This is a genomic window from Nonomuraea sp. NPDC003727 (genome assembly GCF_053586935.1).
The window spans coordinates 233,212-249,803 of the sequence record NZ_JBSFNE010000010.1 but is presented as its reverse complement, the minus strand read 5'-3'; the positions used below and the strand labels follow the sequence as shown (position 1 = coordinate 249,803).

The following is a 16,592-nucleotide window of genomic DNA, read 5'->3' as shown; positions in this document are numbered from 1 at the left end:
GTAGCACGCCCCAACGTGTCGGGAGGTTCAGCAGCCGTTCCTTCGGGGTACCGATGCACAAATCTCCCGGAGGAATCGGGCACAAGATGGGCCTCTCGGACGTTAGACACGCGCGACGAGCGCGAGACCATAGATGAGGGGGATGGAGCGAGCACAATGGCAACCGACTACGACAGCCCGCGCAAGACCGACGACGACCTGGGGGAGGACAGCCTCCAGGAACTCCAGGCGCGGCGCACTGACAAGTCGTCCGGCAGCATCGACATCGACGAGACCGACCTCGCCGAGTCGCTGGAGCTGCCCGGTGCTGACCTGTCGAACGAGGAGCTGTCCCTGCGGGTGATCCCTCGCCAGGCCGACGAGTTCACCTGCTCGCGGTGCTTCCTTGTGCACCACCGCAGCCAGCTGGCCTCCGAGAGGAACGGGCAGCAGGTCTGCAAGGAGTGCGCCGCCTGACGGAGAGGGCACCTCATCGTGTCATCCAGGAATGAGGAGCGGGACGACCCTGTGAACGACCCGACGGTCGCAGAGTCGTCCGCTGCCTCCACCGCGGACGAGGATCGCGAACACGAGGCCGCGGACCTCGACAACGAGGTAGGCGAGCTCGTCGGCCGCCTGGTGCGGCCCGGTGAGCTGAAGAGCGCCGAGCGGCGCAGGCTGCTCGGCCGCCTCGGCGCGGCACTGTCCGAGGGAGCCAGGAAGGCGCAGGCCTCGGGCGTCGGCCGGGGCAGGTGGCTGGCCGAGGTCTTCCTGAAGATCGCACCGCGCATCCCCATCCGAGACCTCGCGACCCTGTCCGACCACCACCACGGCCTCACCGGCGAGCAACTGGCCGACGATCTCGTCCGCACCGCGCAGAAGGCGACGATGACGATCGGCGCGATCGGCGGGGCACTGGCCGCCGCCGAGTTCGCCGCGCCCCCGCTGCTGCTGTCGGCGCCCGCCCAGCTGGTCGCCGAGACCATCCTGGTGGCCGCGATCGAGGTCAAGCTGCTGGCCGAACTCCACCAGGTCTACGGCGTCGAGGTGCCGGGCACGGGCACCCAGCGGGCCGTCGCCTTCACCGTGGCGTGGTCCAAGCAACGCGGCATCGACCCCCTCGCCCCCGCCTCGGTCACGCTCGCGCTGGGCGGGGCCGCGAAGACGGCGCTCCGCAACAGGCTGATGCGGACCCTCGGACGGCACCTGACGACGCTCGGCCCGTTCCTGACCGGAGCCGTGGCCGGTGGCGCGCTCAACCGGGCCGCGACCAGGCGACTCGGCGCGGCGATCCGCGCCGACCTGCGCATCAAGGGGTCCGCTCTGCCGCGGCCCGCCGACGCCGCCGAGCTCGAGAGCTGATCCGCGCCCAGGTGGCGTGGCCCTTCCCCCGTCGCGCCCCTGGGGTCCGCGTCAACGGGTGCGCAACCCGTCGAAGGCGATCGTCAGGATCGCCTCGGCCAGCTCGTCGGCCGATCCGCCGCGTGACGGCTGGTACCACTCGGTGATCGAGTTGACCGTGCCGAACAGCAACCGTGTCACCAGCGCGGGATCCACGTCCGGTCTGATGTGCCCCTCCGCCGCGGCCTCCTTCACCAGGTGGCTGACGAACCTGTCGAACTCCCTCCGCCGCTCGAGCGCCTGCTGCTCGGTGGCGCTGTTGCCGCGCACCCTCAGCAACAGTGTCACGTACGGCAGCCGTTCGACGAGGATCGACACGCTGCGCCGGACCACCCACTCCAGCCGCGCGATCGCGGGGCCCGAGGTGGCCATGGGGTCGGCGATCATCGTGAACAGGCCGTCCAGCGCCCGGTCGAGGGCCCGGGCGAGCAGCTGCTCCTTGCCCGGCACGTGGTAGTAGATCGCCGACTTGGTCATCCCGAGGGCGCGGGCGAGGTCCTCCATGCTGGTGCCGTCGTAGCCGCGCTCGTTGAACACCGTCACGGCCGTGTGCAGGACGGACTCGGGGTCGTGCCCGCGCCCGCGCTGACGGGTCGGAGTGGTGGTCATGGGCTAATTATCCCGAAGGTCCACTACGCGCTGGAGCTTTCCCGCCGACCTGGCCAGCGTCCCCTGCGCCACGAGCTCGACCGCGATCGTCACGCCGACGGTGTCCTTGACCGTCCTGGCGAGCGCCTCGCCGGCGCCTTCGGCCCCCGGGGCGGCCTCCACCCGGACCGTCATCACGTCGAGGCGCCCGGGCCTGCTCAGCTCGATCAGGAAGTGCGGCGACAGGCCCGGCGTGCGCAGCACGATCTCCTCGATCTGCGTGGGGAAGACGTTGACGCCGCGCAGGATGATCATGTCGTCGGTACGGCCCCGCACCTTCTCCATCCGCCGGAAGGCGGGCATCGCCGTACCGGGCAGCAGGCGGGTCAGGTCGTGGGTGCGGTAGCGGATGACGGGCATGGCCTCCTTCGTGAGCGAGGTGAAGACCAGCTCGCCCCTGCCGGAGGCGTCCGCGTCGACGATCTCGGGATAGAAGTGGTCCTCCCAGATGTGCAGGCCGTCCTTCGTCTCGACGCACTCCTGGGCCACGCCGGGGCCGATGACCTCCGACAGGCCGTAGATGTCGACGGCGTCCAGGCCGAAGGCGTCCTCGATCTCGGCGCGCATCTCCTCCGTCCACGGCTCGGCGCCGAACAGGCCGACCCGCAGCGAGGTCGCGCGCGGGTCGAGCCCCTGCGCCTCGAACTCCTCCAGCAGCGCCAGCATGTACGACGGCGTCACCATGATGACGTCGGGGCGGAAGTCGGTGATGAGCTGGACCTGGCGGGGCGTCATGCCGCCGGAGACCGGCACCACCGTGCAGCCGAGCCGCTCGGCGCCGTAGTGCGCGCCGAGCCCGCCGGTGAACAGCCCGTAGCCGTAGGCGACGTGCACGATGTCGCCGGGCCTGCCGCCGGCCGCCCTGAGCGACCTGGCCATGACGTCGGCCCAGGTGTCGATGTCGCGCCTGGTGTAGCCCACCACGGTGGGCCTTCCGGTCGTGCCGCTGGAGGCGTGGATGCGCACCACCTGCTCGCGCGGCACCGCGAACATGCCGAACGGGTAGCGGGACCGCAGGTCGTCCTTGGTGGTGAAGGGGAACATGGCCAGGTCGTCCAGCTTCTTGCAGTCAGCCGGATGGACCCCCGCCGCGTCGAACTTCTCCCGGTACAGCGCGACGTTGCGGTAGGCGTGGTCGAGGGTCCACCGCAGCCGCTCCAGCTGCAGCGCGGCCAGCTCGTCCGACGAGATCATGGCTCCTCCTCCCGCAGGCGGGGACACGCCGGCGCGACACGGATGTCTCCCTTGTCAGCTGACCGAATGTTCGGTAAACACATCATCGTCCGCAGGTCCTGTCAAGGGAGGGGCGACCATGTTCGACCAGCACAGGCAGACGCTCAGCCGGGCCATGGAGGCCATCGCCGAGCGGGGCTACTGGAGCGCCTACCCCGAGTCGCCGAGCCCCCGGGTCTACGGCGAGGGCGCGGCCGAGCGGGGCAAGGAGGCCTTCGAGTCCTACCTGGGCAAGCCCTTCCCGCTCGACCAGCCGGGCACCGGCCTGTGGATCGGCGCCGAGCGCTCGCCGTACGGGATGGAGCTGGGGGTGACCTATCCGGAGCCGTCGCCCGAGCAGCTCGTCGACGTCGCCGGAGCCGCGATGCCCGCCTGGCGCGACGCGGGCCCGCAGGTGCGCGCGCAGGTCTGCGCCGAGATCCTGCACCGGATCAACCAGCGCAGCTTCGAGATCGCCAACGCCGTCCAGCACACCACCGGGCAGGCGTTCGTCATGGCCTTCCAGGCCGGCGGGCCCCACGCGCAGGATCGCGGGCTCGAAGCCGTCGCCTACGGCCTGGCCGCCATGACCGCCGCCCGGCCCCGCGCGCGGTGGGAGAAGCCCGGCAAGGGTGACCCGCTGGTCATGGACAAGACGTTCACCGTCGTGCCGCGCGGCGTCAGCCTGGTCATCGGCTGCAACACCTTCCCCACCTGGAACGCCTACCCGGGGCTGTTCGCCTCGCTGGTGACCGGCAACCCGGTCATCGTCAAGCCGCACCCTGGCGCGATCCTGCCGCTGGCCATCACCGTGGCCGTCGCCAGGCAGGTGCTGGAGGAGGCCGGCTTCGACCCCAACCTCGTCACGCTCGCCGCCGAGGAGGGCCAGGGCCTGGCCACCCAGCTCGCCACTCATCCCGACGTGCGGATCGTCGACTTCACCGGCTCCACCGAGTACGGCGACTGGCTGGAGCGCAACGCCACCCAGGCGCTCGTGCACACCGAGAAGGCCGGGGTCAACCCGATCGTCGTCGACTCCACCGACTCCTACCGGGGCATGCTCGGCAACATCGCCTTCTCGCTGTCGCTCTACAGCGGCCAGATGTGCACGGCGCCGCAGAACATCCTCATCCCCTCCGGCGGCATCGAGACCGACGCGGGTCACAAGAGCTTCGCCGAGGTGGCCACCGACCTGGCCGGCGCCGTCACGCGGCTGCTCGGCGACGACACCAGGGCCGTCGAGTTCACCGGCGCGATCGTCAACGCGGGCGTGCTGGGCCGGCTGGAGGCGGCGCCCTCCCTCGGCGAGGTCGTCCTGGAGTCCAGGGCGGTGGCCCACCCCTCCTTCCCCGAGGCGACCGTGCGCACCCCGGTGATCGTCAAGCTCTCCCAGGCCGACGAGGAGATCTACGGGCGCGAGCACTTCGGCCCGATCGCCTTCGTCATCGCCACGGGGTCCACCGAGGAGTCCCTGGCCGTGCTGCGGCGGACGATCTCGGCCCGCGGCGCGCTGACCGCCTCGGTCTACTCCACCTCCCCTCAGGTGCTCGAGGCGGCCGAGCGGGCGGCGCTCGACGCGGGGGTCAACCTGTCGTGCAACCTGACCGGCGGGGTGTTCGTCAACCAGTCGGCGGCCTTCAGCGACTACCACGGCACCGGGGCCAATCCGGCCGCCACCGCCTCGCTCACCGATCCGGGGTACGTGGCGAGCCGGTTCTACGTCGTCCAGTCCCGTCGCCACGCCTGACCCGGCGGCGTGAGATGAGTGTGCGGGTCGCGGTGATCGGCGGCGGTCGCATGGGCGCCGGCATCGCCCAGGTCTTCCTCGCCACCGGCGCGCTGGTGACCGTCCAGGAGGCCGACGACCGCGCGGCCGGGGCGGCCGCCGAGCGCATCGCCAAGGGTCTGCGGACGGCCGAGTCCCGGCAGCCGGACGTGCGCGCCGCCGAGGCGCTGCGGCGGCTGTCTGTCGGCCCGGTGCCCGAGATGGCCGACCTGGTGATCGAGGCGGTGCCGGAGGACCCGAAGCTCAAGGCCGAGGTCCTGGCCGAGGCCGAGGCGCGCGTCGGGCCGCAGGCGCTGCTGGCCACCAACACCAGCTCGCTGTCCGTCAGCGAGCTGTCGGCCGCGCTGCGCGGCCCGCACCGGCTGATCGGCCTGCACTTCTTCAACCCCGTCCCGGTCCAGCGCCTGGTCGAGATCGTCGTCACCCCGCACACGCCGCCCGCGGTGCTGGCCGCGGCCCGGCGGCACGTCGAGGCGCTGGGCAAGACGGGCGTGGTGGTCAACGACTCGCCCGGCTTCGCCACCAGCCGCCTCGGCGTGCTCCTCGGCCTGGAGGCCATCCGCATGGTCGAGGAGGGCGTGGCCGGCGCCGAGGACATCGACACCGCCATGACCCTCGGCTACAACCACCCCATGGGCCCGCTCCGGCTCGGCGACCTGGTCGGCCTCGACGTACGGCTGGCCATCGCCGAGTACCTGCACGCCAGGCTCGGTGCCCGCTTCGAGCCGCCCGCCCTGCTGCGGGCGATGGTGGCCAGAGGGGAGCTGGGCCGCAAGACGGGGAAAGGATTTTACATCTGGGACAGTTGACCGATTTGTGTTTCTTTGTGCACGTCCGGGGTATGGGTCTGCGGACCCTCGACTCCCAGGAGGACATGCGTGACCGGCCGCAGCTCGTTCCTGATCGTCGCCAACCGGTTGCCGGTGGACAGGACGACGGAACCCGACGGCACGGCCTCATGGCGCAGGAGCCCCGGCGGGCTCGTCACGGCCATCGCGCCCGTCATGCAGCGCCGCCAGGGCGCCTGGCTCGGCTGGCACGGCGCGCCGGACGAGCACCTGCGGCCGTTCGAACACGAAGGCATGAGCCTGATCCCGGTCCCGCTGTCGGCCGAGGAGGTCGAGCTCTACTACGAGGGCTTCTCCAACGCCACCCTCTGGCCCCTCTACCACGACGTGGTCGCCACACCCGTCTTCGAGCGCCCCATGTGGGAGGCCTACCGGCGAGTCAACGAGCGCTTCGCCGACGCGGCCGCCGCGACCGCGGCGGAGGGGGCGGTCGTCTGGATCCAGGACTACCAGCTGCAGCTCGTGCCCGCCATGCTCCGTGAGCGCCGGCCCGACCTGCGCATCGGCTTCTTCCTGCACATCCCCTTCCCGCCGGTCGAGCTGTTCTGGCGCCTGCCGTGGCGTACCGAGCTGCTGGAGGGCCTGCTCGGCGCCGACCTGGTCGGCTTCCAGCTGCCGGGCGGCGCCTCCAACTTCATCAGGCTGTGCCGCCGCCTGCTCGGGCTGTCGTACAAGAGCAACGAGGTCTACGTCGGCGACCGCGTCGTCACCGCGCAGGCCTTCCCCATCTCGGTCGACTTCTCCGAACTCGACGTCCTGGTCCGCGAGCAGCACATCGTGCAGCGCGCCAAGGAGATCCGCGCCGAACTCGGCGACCCCGAGCACGTGCTGCTGGGCGTCGACCGGCTCGACTACACCAAGGGCATCGGCCAGCGCCTGGAGGCCTTCGGCGAGCTGCTGGGCGAGGGCCAGGTCAGCCCGGGCGAGGCGGTGTTCGTCCAGATCGCCACACCGAGCAGGGAACGCGTCGAGGAGTACCGCAGGCTCCGCGACGACATCGAGCTGCAGGTGGGCAGGATCAACGGCGAGCACTCCCTGCTCGGCCACCAGCCGATCCAGTACTTCCACCAGTCGCACGACCGCGACGAGCTGGCCGCCCTCTACCTGGCGGCCGACGTGATGGTCGTGACGCCGCTGCGCGACGGGATGAACCTGGTGGCCAAGGAGTACGTCTCCTGCCACCACGACCTGCGCGGGGCGCTGGTGCTGAGCGAGTTCGCCGGCGCCGCCGACGAGCTGCGGCAGGCCTACCTGGTCAACCCCTACGACGTCGAGGGGCTCAAGCGGACGATGATGACCGCCATGCGGGCCACCCCGCACGAGGTGGCCCGGCGGATGCGCGCGCTGCGCCGGCGGGTGTCTACCTACGACGTCGACCGCTGGGCGAGCGAGTTCCTCACTGCTCTGGAGTCTTGAGCGACTTCCAGGCCAGGTAGCGCTTCTTCGCGGTCTTGTTGACCACGATCTGGGCCACCTGCATGCCCACGCCCATCACCACCGCGTAGCCGATCGCCTCGGCCATGCCGACCTCGTCGGACTCGGTGTCGACGGGCGGCTGCTTGCCGGTCACCTTCAACCAGGCGTAGCCGAGCAGCTTCTTGGCCGCCCAGGCGGTGGCAAGACCCACCAGGCCGCCGATCACCCGCCACGCCAGGTCGGGCTTCTCCTCTGTCTTCATGTGTGCAACCCTATTCGCCTTCGCCGCGTACCATTTGGAGGCATGACTCAGCGATCACGCCCTGTGCCCATGCCCGAGAAACCCACTCTCGACGGCCTGGAGCAGGTATGGGTAGAGCGCTGGGACTCCGATGGCGTCTACCGCTTCGACCGGTCGAAGACGCGGGAGCAGATCTACTCCATCGACACCCCGCCGCCGACCGTCTCCGGCTCGCTCCACGTCGGACACGTCTTCTCCTACACCCACACCGACACCATCGCCCGTTACCAGCGGATGCGCGGGCGCGAGGTCTTCTACCCCATGGGGTGGGACGATAACGGCCTGCCGACCGAGCGCAGGGTGCAGAACCACTTCGGCGTGCGCTGCGACGCCTCCGTGCCCTACGACCCCTCCTTCCGGCCGCCCGACAAGCCGGGCAAGCAGCAGATCAGCATCTCCCGGCGCAACTTCGTCGAGCTGTGCGAGCGGCTCACCCTGGAGGACGAGAAGGCCTTCGAGCACCTGTGGCGGCGGCTGGGCCTGTCGGTCGACTGGAGCCTGACCTACGCCACCATCGACGGCGCCTCCCGCGCCGCCTCCCAGCGCGCCTTCCTGCGCAACCTGGCCAGGGGCGAGGCCTACCAGGCCGAGGCGCCGACGCTGTGGGACGTCACCTTCCGCACCGCCGTCGCCCAGGCCGAGCTGGAGGACAGGGAGTGGCCGGGCGCCTTCCACCGCGTCTCCTTCTACGGTGACCAGGGCCCGGTCTGGATCGAGACCACCAGGCCCGAGCTGATCCCGGCCTGCGTCGCCCTCGTCGCCCACCCCGACGACGAGCGCTACCAGCGCCTGTTCGGCACCAGCGTGCTGTCGCCGCTGTTCGGCGCCGAGGTGCCGGTCCTGGCCCACCACCTGGCCGAGCCCGACAAGGGCTCCGGCATCGCGATGATCTGCACCTTCGGCGACGTCACCGACGTCACCTGGTGGCGCGAGCTCAACCTGCCCACCAGGCCCGTCATCGGCTGGGACGGCAGGCTGCTGCCCGAGCCGCCGGACGGCGTGGAGGCCGAGCCGTACAAGGAGCTGGCGGGCAAGACCGTCCACAGCGCCCGCGAGCGGATCGTCGAGATGCTGCGCGCCTCCGGCGACCTCGCCCGCGAGCCCCGCCCCGTCAGCCGCCCGGTGAAGTTCTACGAGAAGGGCGACAAGCCCCTCGAGATCGTCACCACCCGCCAGTGGTACATCCGCAACGGCGGGCGCGACGCCGAGCTGCGCGAGCGGCTGCTGGCCAGGGGCGCCGAGCTGGTCTGGCACCCGCCGCACATGCGGGTGCGCTACGACAACTGGGTCAAGGGCCTGGCGGGCGACTGGCTGATCTCCCGCCAGCGTTTCTTCGGCGTGCCGTTCCCCGTCTGGTACGAGGTCGACACCGGGGCGCTGATCCTGCCGGCCGAGGACACGCTGCCCGTCGACCCCTCCTCCGACGTGCCGCCCGGCTACACCGAGGACCAGCGCGGCGTGCCGGGCGGGTTCGTCGGCGACACCGACGTCATGGACACCTGGGCCACCTCGTCGCTGTCGCCGGAGATCGTCGGCGGCTGGGAGCAGGACCCCGACCTGTTCGCGCGGGTCTTCCCGATGGACCTGCGGCCCCAGGCCCACGAGATCATCCGCACCTGGCTGTTCTCCACGGTGGTCCGCGCTCACCAGGAGTTCGACTCGCTGCCGTTCAGGAACGTGGCGATCTCGGGCTGGATCCTCGATCCCGACCGCAAGAAGATGTCGAAGTCCAAGGGCAACGCCACCACGCCCATGGCGATGCTGGAGGAGTACGGCTCCGACGCCGTCCGCTACTGGGCGGCGGGCGGCCGTCCCGGCACCGACACCGCCTTCGACACCGGCCAGATGAAGATCGGCCGCCGGCTGGCGATCAAGATCCTCAACGCGTCGAAGTTCGTGCTCGGCTTCCCCGAGGGAGACCGGGTCACCGAGCCGCTCGACCTGTCGATGCTGGCCGCGCTGGCGCAGACGGTGCGTGAGGCCACCGACGCCTTCGAGGGCTACGACTACGCGCGGGCCCTGGAGGTGGCCGAGCGCTTCTTCTGGTCCTTCTGCGACGACTACCTCGAGCTGGTCAAGGCCCGCGCCTACGACGGCGACGCGGCGGCCTCCTCCGCGCACGCCGCGCTCAGGCAGGCGCTCGACGTGCAGCTGCGGCTGTTCGCGCCGTTCCTGCCGTTCGTCACCGAAGAGGTGTGGTCGTGGTGGCGTGACGGGTCGGTCCACCGCGCCTCGTGGCCCGTGGCCGAGCCAGGCCAGGGCGACCCCGCGCTGCTGGCGGAGGTGTCGGAGGTGCTGCGGCAGGTCCGCAAGGCCAAGTCAGAGGCCAAGGTGTCGATGCGCGCCGAGATCGCCAGGCTCACCGTCGGAACGCCGCAGGCCGGGCTGGTCCGCCAGGGCGCCGACGACCTGTGCGGCTCCGGCAACGTCGACGAGTTCGTGCTGGAGCCGGCCGAGGAGCTGACCGTCTCCGTCGAACTGGCGTGATTTGCGGGGGTACGGCCCGCGCCGTACCCCCGTATCTTTCGTCGACGGCGATAACCGCGCGCGTTCGGGCCGGTGACATGCCAGTCTTGAACATGTGTTCTCCGACCGCCCAACCCAGCTGGTACCTCCCGTCGTGGCCAAGATGGCCGCCTGGAGTGCGTGCCTGATCGTCGTCGGCGTGGTCGTCTACGTCTTCGCCTCGATAGTGGCCAGGCTCAGCTTCGTGGCCCTGCCGGTGGCGATCGCGCTGTTGCTGACCGCGCTGCTCTTTCCGCTGACCAGCCGGCTGACCCGTGCGGGTCTGCGGCCCATCTACGCCACCTGGATCACGCTGCTGATCGCGCTCGCCGTCCTGGTCGGCGCGGGCTGGCTCATCGGGGCCAGAGCCAGCGACGAGTTCCCGACCGTGGTCGACCAGGTGCAGAAATCGATCAACGAGCTGCGCGACTGGCTGGTGACCGGACCCATCCACCTCGACACCAAGCAGCTCGACGACTGGGTCCAGACCATCACCAACCAGCTGAAGACCTCGCAGGCCGCCCTCACCAACACCGTGCTGACCGCGGGGCAGGTCGCCATCGAGGTGCTCGCCTCGATCGTGCTCATGCTGTTCGTGACCTTCTTCCTGCTCAAGGACGGCGACCGGATCTGGTCGTGGTTCCTCAAGGGCTTCGGCGGGATGTCCTCGCGCGTCGACCGGGCGGGCCGGGCCGCGTGGACCACCGTCTCCCACTACGTGCAGGGCACGGTGGCCGTCGCCGCCGTCCACGGCCTGCTCATGGGCATCGTGCTGGCCGGGCTCGGCGTGCCGCTGTGGGCGCCGCTGGCCATCCTCATCTTCCTGGCCAGCTTCATCCCCATCATCGGCATCTTCATCGCCGGCACGGTGGCCACGCTGGTCACGCTCGGCACCACCAGCCCGCTCAAGGCGCTGATCTTCCTGGCGGTGCTCATCGTCGAGCAGCAGCTGGAAAACCACGTGCTGCAGCCGCTCATCGTGGGGCGGGCGCTCAACTTCCACCCTCTGGCGATCATCATCGTGCTGGCCGTGGGCGGCATCCTCGGCGGCATCGCGGGGGCGGCCGTGGCCGTACCCGTCGCGGCGGTCATCTATCGGGCGCTCCCCGAGCTCCGGCACGAGACCCCCGCGCTGCCACCGGCGGAGAAGCCGCCGCCCCCGACGGCGGAGACGCCACCATCGCCGCAGCCGCCCACGGAGAAGGAATCCGAGCAGTCCAAGGGGTAGTCTCATGCCTCATGACGCGTACGTTGGGGTGTAGCGAGGAGACCGCATGACCGTAGAGGTGCTCATTCACCGCCTCGACCCCGACCTGCCGGCGCCGAGCTACGCCCACCCGGGCGACGCGGGGGCGGATCTGGTGGCCGCGGCGGACGTCGAGCTGCTGCCGGGCGAGCGGGCACTGGTCGGCACCGGCGTGGCGATCGCGCTGCCCGACGGCTACGCCGCCTTCGTGCACCCACGGTCCGGTCTGGCCGCCAGGCACGGCGTCACGCTCGTCAACGCGCCGGGCACCGTCGACGCCGGCTACCGGGGCGAGATCAAGGTGACGCTTCTCAACACCGACACCAAGGAGCCGGTCCGGCTGCGCCGCGGCGACCGCATCGCCCAGCTGGTCGTCCAGCGGGTCGAGCGGGCCACCTTCTACGAGGTCGAGCGGCTGCCCGGCTCCGTGCGCGGGAACAACGGCTTCGGTTCCACGGGCAGATAGGGAGTGATCGACAGTGTTCCGACGTCGCAGGCGTGAGCAGCCCGAGCAGGCTGCCGCCGAGGCGGCCGTCCAGCAGCCGCAGGACATACGCGAATCGGGCCCGTGGGACGCCGACGAGCCGCACCCCGAGGCCGACCGCGTCGATCTCGGCGGCATGCGCGTCAACATCGGCTCTGGCTTCGACGTGCAGATCGCGGTGGCCGGCGACCAGCCGATCGGCGTGGTGGTCATCCAGGGCGACAGCGCCCTGCAACTGCACGCCTTCGCCGCGCCCAAGCGGGGAGGGCTGTGGGAGGAGGTCAGGACCAAGCTGGCCGCCAGCGTGAAGGAGGCGGGCGGCACGGTCGAGACGACCGAGGGCCCGTTCGGCCCCGAGCTCGTCGGCACCATCCCCGCCGAAGGCGGCGCCCAGCCGGTCCGCTACGTGGGCATCGACGGCCCGCGCTGGTTCCTACGCGCGGTGATCAACGGCAAGGCCGCCGTCGACGCCGCCGCGGCCGGGCCGTTCGAGGCCGTCATCCGCGACGTCGTCGTGGTCCGCGGCGAGGAGCCCATGGCTCCCGAAGAGCCCATCCTGCTGCGCATTCCCGGCGACCGGCACGCCGCGCCTGGCGCCCCGGAAGCCGGTCTCGACCCGTTCACGAGAGGGCCGGAAATCACCGAGACCCGTTGAGCGCCGCATCGCATAAGCTGGGTCATCATGACTAGTACGGCAGAGCCCTCCAAACGCGGGGGATTGCGCGGATTCTTCAGCAGACTGGCCTCCACGCAGGCCGAGCTGGAGGCCGAGGAGCTGCGGGAAGACGCCGACCAGGCGGGCGCCACGCCGATCGTCTCCTGCGGAGGCAGGCGGCGCTTCTGCGTAGCGGGTACGCTACGAACGGTGACGTTGCGGCCCCGGGGCGGCGCCCCCGCGCTGGAGGCCGAGCTCTACGACGGCTCCGACGTGATCGACCTGGTGTGGCTGGGCCGACGCAAGATCGCGGGCATCGAGCCGGGCCGCGCCGTCAAAGCCGAGGGCCTGGTCAGCATGCAAGACGGGCGCAAGGTGATGTTCAACCCGCGCTACGAACTGCGCCCAGGCGCCTGACAGGGAGCTAGCGAACACGTGACAGAGCAGGCTACGGCACACCAGACCGTTGAGGCGGCCATCAGGGCGCAGCTGTCGAAGGCGCTCGGCGGCATCCGCGGCATCGTGGAGGCCGCGGTGCCGACCATCGCCTTCACCGTGTCGTGGCTGGTGACCGGGCAGCTCAACAAGTCGCTCATCATCAGCGCATCCATCGCGGGCGTGCTGCTGGTGGCGCGCCTCGCGCAGCGCTCCACGCCACAGTTCGTGATCAACAGCCTGATCGGCATCGGCATCGGCTGGTTCTTCGCCTCCCGCACCGGTGACGCGCGCGACGTCTACCTGCCGGGCATCCTGTACAACGCCGGATACGCCGCGGCCATGCTGATCTCCATCCTGGCCCGGTGGCCGGTCGTCGGCTTCATCATCGGATCGGTCACCGGCGATCCCACCGGGTGGCACAAGGAGCCGAGCGTCGTGAAGCTGTGCACCAGGCTGACGTGGCTGCTCATGCTGCCGTGCGTGGTGCGGGTGGCGGTGCAACTGCCGATCTACCTGTTCGGCGGCGGCGACGAGGCGATCGCCGCGCTGGGCATCGCCAAGGTGCTGATGGGCTGGCCGCTGCAGGTCGCGAGCCTGGCCGCGATGGCCTGGATCCTCAGCCGCGGCCGCACCCCCATCGCCGCCGCGGTCTGAGCGCTTCGCCGGTACGGCAGGGACAGAAGAGGCCACCGGGGTCACCGGTGGCCTTTCGTCATTCCCGGCGCCCTGAGAACCCGCCGTCACGGCTGTCCGGCGCTCTGAGAGCCCGCGGTCACGGCTGTCCGGCGCTCTGAGAGCCCGCGGTCACGTCTGTCCGGCGCTCTGGGAGCCCGCGGTCACGTCGTTATCGCCGGCGGGCCGGTGGGCGAACCCCTGGTCAGGCGGTGGCGCCCGACGCGGTGGACAGGACGAGTGACGCGACGGCCAGCGCGAGGAAACCGCCGGGGAAAGCGATGTTGTGGAACACCCGCGTGCGCACGTGGAGGGCGACGGCGCCGACGAAGAACAGGACGAGTCCGATCGCGGCGGCGATCCCGATGAACGGAACACCCAGGAGCCCGAGCAGGAGCCCGGCGGCGCCGGCGGCTTTCAGGGCGGCCAGCAGCGGGATCCACGAGTGCGAGATGCCCAGCTCAGCCGAGTTGGCCAGGACGAACCGGGCCCGAGCGAAGTCGGCGGAAGCGGCCCCGGCGTTCACCACGATCGTGACGAGGGTGACCAGGACATAGGCGATGGACATGCGGAGGGCCTCCGTTCGGCCGGGATGCGGCAAGTGTCGGCGAGGTCGGGTGGCCGGGGTGTCTCCACCACCGTGGACCGTCGCGGCCACCTGCACCAAGCCTCGTCGAGCGCCGGCTTGAACGTCCAATACCTGCATCTATAACCTGACGGCATGGATGTCGACACCCGGTTGCTGCGGTACTTCGTCGCCGTGGCGGAGGACGGCAGCCTCACCCGGGCCGCGGAACGGCTGTTCGTGTCGCAACCGGCGCTGACCAAGCAGATCAGGCAGCTCGAATCGCAGCTCGGCGTACGGCTGTTCACCCGTTCCCGAGCCGGCATGGCTCTCACCGAACCGGGCCAGGCCCTGGCGGAGCAGGTCCCCGCCCTGCTGGACGACTGGGACCGGGTGCTGCGGGAGACCAGGCGCGTGGCCGGCCGGGCGGCCCGCGTGCTGCGGGTCGGCTTCCTGGCCAGCGCCGCCAACGAGGCCACCCAGGACATCATCGCGGCCTTCGCCCGGCGCCGGCCGGGCTGGCGGGTCGACATGCGCCAGGCGGCATGGTCGGACCCGGCGGCCGGACTCGCCGACGGAGAGGTCGACGTCGCCCTGCTGCGCCTGCCCTTTCCCGGCCAGGACGCCCTGCGCGTCGAGGTGCTGTTCACCGAGCCCCGCTGGGTCGCGCTGCCCTCGGCGCACCCGCTCGCCACACGGGAACTGATCCCCTTCCGGGATCTCTGGGACGAGCCGTTCGTGGCGGCCCCGCCCGAACCCGGCCCCTGGCGGGACTACTGGCTGGCTGTCGACGAGCGTGACGGCCATCCGGTCCGCATCGGCGCCGTCACCGACCAGCCGGACGACTGGCTCAGCGCGATCGCCAACGGGTACGGCATCGCCCTGGCCCCCGAATCGGCCGCCCGGTTCTACGCGCGACCCGGCGTCACCTACCGGCCGGTCAGCGGTGTCGGCCCCAGCGAGGTCGGCGTCGCCTGGGCCCCGGCCGACGACGCCAACCCGATCGTCCAGGACTTCGTCGGCTGCTGTCTGGCCAGCCGGTGAGCCGGGGAGCGTCGGCTCCGGCCCTGCTGGTCTGATCGTTCAGAGGTCGTCAGCTGTCGTCTGGCCAGCCGGTGAGCGTCGGCTCCGGCGCTGCTGATCTGATCGTTCAGAGGTCGTCGGCTGCTGCCTGGTCGGCCGGGGGCATCGGCTCCGGCCACGACGTTGCCGGTCTGATCGTTCAGGAGTCGTCCGCTCCTTCCGGGACGGCCGGTCGCCGGGTTGTCGGCGGGCCGGGCCGGTGTGGTGGGGCGTCGGCTGACGGTGCGGGCCTTGCCGGTCAGGATGTGGGCACTGCCGTCCGGACGGCCTGCCATCCCGGTTCCGGTCCGAGCCCAGGGTTCGAGAACGGGGCATCTCATGCGAGTGTTGACGTAACGGGATGCGAACGGCGACAGGGGTGGAAGCGGAGCGTGGGTGAACCCTCCGGGATACGGCTGGTCGGCGGCAGGTACCTGCTGTCCGACGAACTGGGGCGTGGCGGGATGGGCGTCGTGTGGCGAGCCCACGACCAGGTGCTCGACCGGCCCGTGGCGCTCAAGCAGGTGCTGGTCCCCGGCTGGATGGCCGACAAGGACAGGGAGCGCGCGTTCGCCCGTGTGCTGCGCGAGGCCAGGGCGGCGGCGCGGCTGCGCAACCCCTATGTGATCACCATCCACGACGTGGTCATGGACGAGGGCCATCCGTGGATCGTCATGGAACTGCTCGCCGCCTCCTCCCTGGCACAGGCGGTGGCGCGGACCGGCCCGCTGCCGGAGCCAGTCGCCGCCGACATCGGCGTCAAGGTCCTGGACGCCCTGCGCACCGCCCACACCGCGGGAATCACCCACCGGGACGTCAAACCGGCCAACGTCCTCCTGCTCGACGACGGGGGAGTGGTGCTGACCGACTTCGGCATCGCGCACGTCGCCGACTCCCCGACGCTCACCGCGACCGGCATGCTCATGGGGTCGCCCGCGTACATGGCGCCCGAACGGCTCGAAGGCGCGCCCGCCACCGAGGCGAGCGACCTGTGGGCGCTGGGGGCGACGCTGTACACGGCGGTGGAGGGCGTCCCGCCGTACCCGATGGACAGCCCCGTCGCGATCATGGCCGCCATCCTCATGCGGGAGCCGCGGCCGATGCGGCGCGCCGACCGGCTGGAGGGGGTCGTGCTGGGGCTCATGCGCAAGGATCCCGCCGAGCGGCTGTCACACGAGCCGGCCGCCGCGGCCCTGCGCCGGGTGGCGGCGCGACCACCGGGGGAGGAGGGGCGCCGGCGGCGGGGCTCGCGGGCGCTGGCGGCGCTGGTCCGGGACCCGGACGCCGCCGGTCCTCATCCCGACGCCCCGACCACCCCCGGCCCCACCGCCCCACGCCCCGCCGCCCCGGACTCCGCCGCCGCGGACTCCCCTG

17 protein-coding genes are annotated in these 16,592 nt (G+C 71.2%); 13 read left to right on the top strand and 4 right to left on the bottom strand.

Annotated features, from left to right (window positions below; genetic code table 11):
* The first annotated feature begins 156 nt into the window (after nt 1-156).
* On the top strand, nt 157-456 hold the full coding sequence (locus ACWDLG_RS26220; RefSeq protein ID WP_354904527.1) for a DUF4193 domain-containing protein: 300 nt from the start codon (nt 157-159) through the stop codon (nt 454-456).
* Between the two features lie 51 nt (nt 457-507).
* The gene (locus ACWDLG_RS26215) at nt 508-1,341 is read left to right on the top strand and encodes a hypothetical protein (RefSeq protein ID WP_449924488.1); all 834 of its coding nucleotides are present in this window, start codon (nt 508-510) and stop codon (nt 1,339-1,341) included.
* Between the two features lie 51 nt (nt 1,342-1,392).
* Here ACWDLG_RS26215 and ACWDLG_RS26210 read toward each other — a convergent pair whose 3' ends face one another.
* Entirely contained in the window at nt 1,393-1,989 is a 597-nt protein-coding gene (locus tag ACWDLG_RS26210) for a TetR/AcrR family transcriptional regulator (RefSeq protein WP_449924485.1), read from the bottom strand.
* A gap of 3 nt (nt 1,990-1,992) precedes the next feature.
* Nucleotides 1,993-3,222, bottom strand: coding sequence for a phenylacetate--CoA ligase PaaK (gene paaK, locus ACWDLG_RS26205; protein ID WP_449924484.1), 1,230 nt, complete (start codon nt 3,220-3,222; stop codon nt 1,993-1,995).
* Between the two features lie 118 nt (nt 3,223-3,340).
* Here paaK and paaN point away from each other — a divergent pair, with 118 nt between their 5' ends.
* The 3 genes from paaN to ACWDLG_RS26190 all read left to right on the top strand — a co-directional run bounded on the left by paaN (nt 3,341) and on the right by ACWDLG_RS26190 (nt 7,290).
* Nucleotides 3,341-4,987 (top strand): phenylacetic acid degradation protein PaaN, encoded by a 1,647-nt coding sequence (gene paaN, locus ACWDLG_RS26200; RefSeq protein WP_449924481.1) that lies wholly within the window; start codon nt 3,341-3,343, stop codon nt 4,985-4,987.
* A 14-nt stretch (nt 4,988-5,001) separates the two neighbouring features.
* Nucleotides 5,002-5,835 (top strand): 3-hydroxyacyl-CoA dehydrogenase family protein, encoded by an 834-nt coding sequence (locus ACWDLG_RS26195; RefSeq protein WP_449924478.1) that lies wholly within the window; start codon nt 5,002-5,004, stop codon nt 5,833-5,835.
* A gap of 69 nt (nt 5,836-5,904) precedes the next feature.
* Nucleotides 5,905-7,290 carry an alpha,alpha-trehalose-phosphate synthase (UDP-forming) gene (locus tag ACWDLG_RS26190; RefSeq protein WP_354904514.1) on the top strand — a complete coding sequence of 462 codons (1,386 nt, stop codon included), beginning with the start codon at nt 5,905-5,907 and terminating at the stop codon, nt 7,288-7,290.
* Here ACWDLG_RS26190 and ACWDLG_RS26185 read toward each other — a convergent pair.
* Nucleotides 7,271-7,552, bottom strand: a complete 282-nt coding sequence (locus ACWDLG_RS26185) for a DUF4235 domain-containing protein (RefSeq protein ID WP_449924475.1) — start codon at nt 7,550-7,552, stop codon at nt 7,271-7,273. The genes ACWDLG_RS26190 and ACWDLG_RS26185 overlap by 20 nt on opposite strands.
* 69 nt (nt 7,553-7,621) lie before the next feature.
* On the opposite strand from ACWDLG_RS26185, the gene valS reads away from it, so the two are divergent.
* The 6 genes from valS (at nt 7,622) to ACWDLG_RS26155 (ending at nt 13,573) form a co-directional block, all read left to right on the top strand.
* Nucleotides 7,622-10,078: a valine--tRNA ligase gene (gene valS, locus ACWDLG_RS26180; protein WP_449924472.1), complete on the top strand. Its 2,457-nt coding sequence runs from the start codon at nt 7,622-7,624 to the stop codon at nt 10,076-10,078.
* A gap of 94 nt (nt 10,079-10,172) precedes the next feature.
* Nucleotides 10,173-11,324, top strand: coding sequence for an AI-2E family transporter (locus ACWDLG_RS26175; protein WP_449924469.1), 1,152 nt, complete (start codon nt 10,173-10,175; stop codon nt 11,322-11,324).
* Between the two features lie 46 nt (nt 11,325-11,370).
* Entirely contained in the window at nt 11,371-11,808 is a 438-nt protein-coding gene (dut, locus tag ACWDLG_RS26170) for a dUTP diphosphatase (protein WP_449924466.1), read from the top strand.
* A 13-nt stretch (nt 11,809-11,821) separates the two neighbouring features.
* Nucleotides 11,822-12,481 (top strand): DUF3710 domain-containing protein, encoded by a 660-nt coding sequence (locus ACWDLG_RS26165; protein ID WP_449924464.1) that lies wholly within the window; start codon nt 11,822-11,824, stop codon nt 12,479-12,481.
* A 27-nt stretch (nt 12,482-12,508) separates the two neighbouring features.
* Complete coding sequence (locus ACWDLG_RS26160; protein WP_354904501.1) at nt 12,509-12,898, top strand: OB-fold nucleic acid binding domain-containing protein; 390 nt, start codon at nt 12,509-12,511, stop codon at nt 12,896-12,898.
* Between the two features lie 18 nt (nt 12,899-12,916).
* Nucleotides 12,917-13,573, top strand: a complete 657-nt coding sequence (locus ACWDLG_RS26155; protein WP_449924460.1) for a DUF3159 domain-containing protein — start codon at nt 12,917-12,919, stop codon at nt 13,571-13,573.
* A 223-nt stretch (nt 13,574-13,796) separates the two neighbouring features.
* Here the strand turns inward: ACWDLG_RS26155 and ACWDLG_RS26150 are convergent, their stop codons facing one another.
* Nucleotides 13,797-14,159 carry a DoxX family protein gene (locus tag ACWDLG_RS26150; protein ID WP_354904496.1) on the bottom strand — a complete coding sequence of 121 codons (363 nt, stop codon included), beginning with the start codon at nt 14,157-14,159 and terminating at the stop codon, nt 13,797-13,799.
* Nucleotides 14,160-14,312: 153 nt separating this feature from the next.
* Here ACWDLG_RS26150 and ACWDLG_RS26145 point away from each other — a divergent pair, with 153 nt between their 5' ends.
* Nucleotides 14,313-15,200, top strand: coding sequence for a LysR family transcriptional regulator (locus ACWDLG_RS26145; RefSeq protein WP_449924457.1), 888 nt, complete (start codon nt 14,313-14,315; stop codon nt 15,198-15,200).
* Between the two features lie 410 nt (nt 15,201-15,610).
* A partial coding sequence (locus ACWDLG_RS26140) for a serine/threonine-protein kinase (protein ID WP_449924455.1) occupies nt 15,611-16,592 on the top strand: 982 nt, incomplete at its 3' end.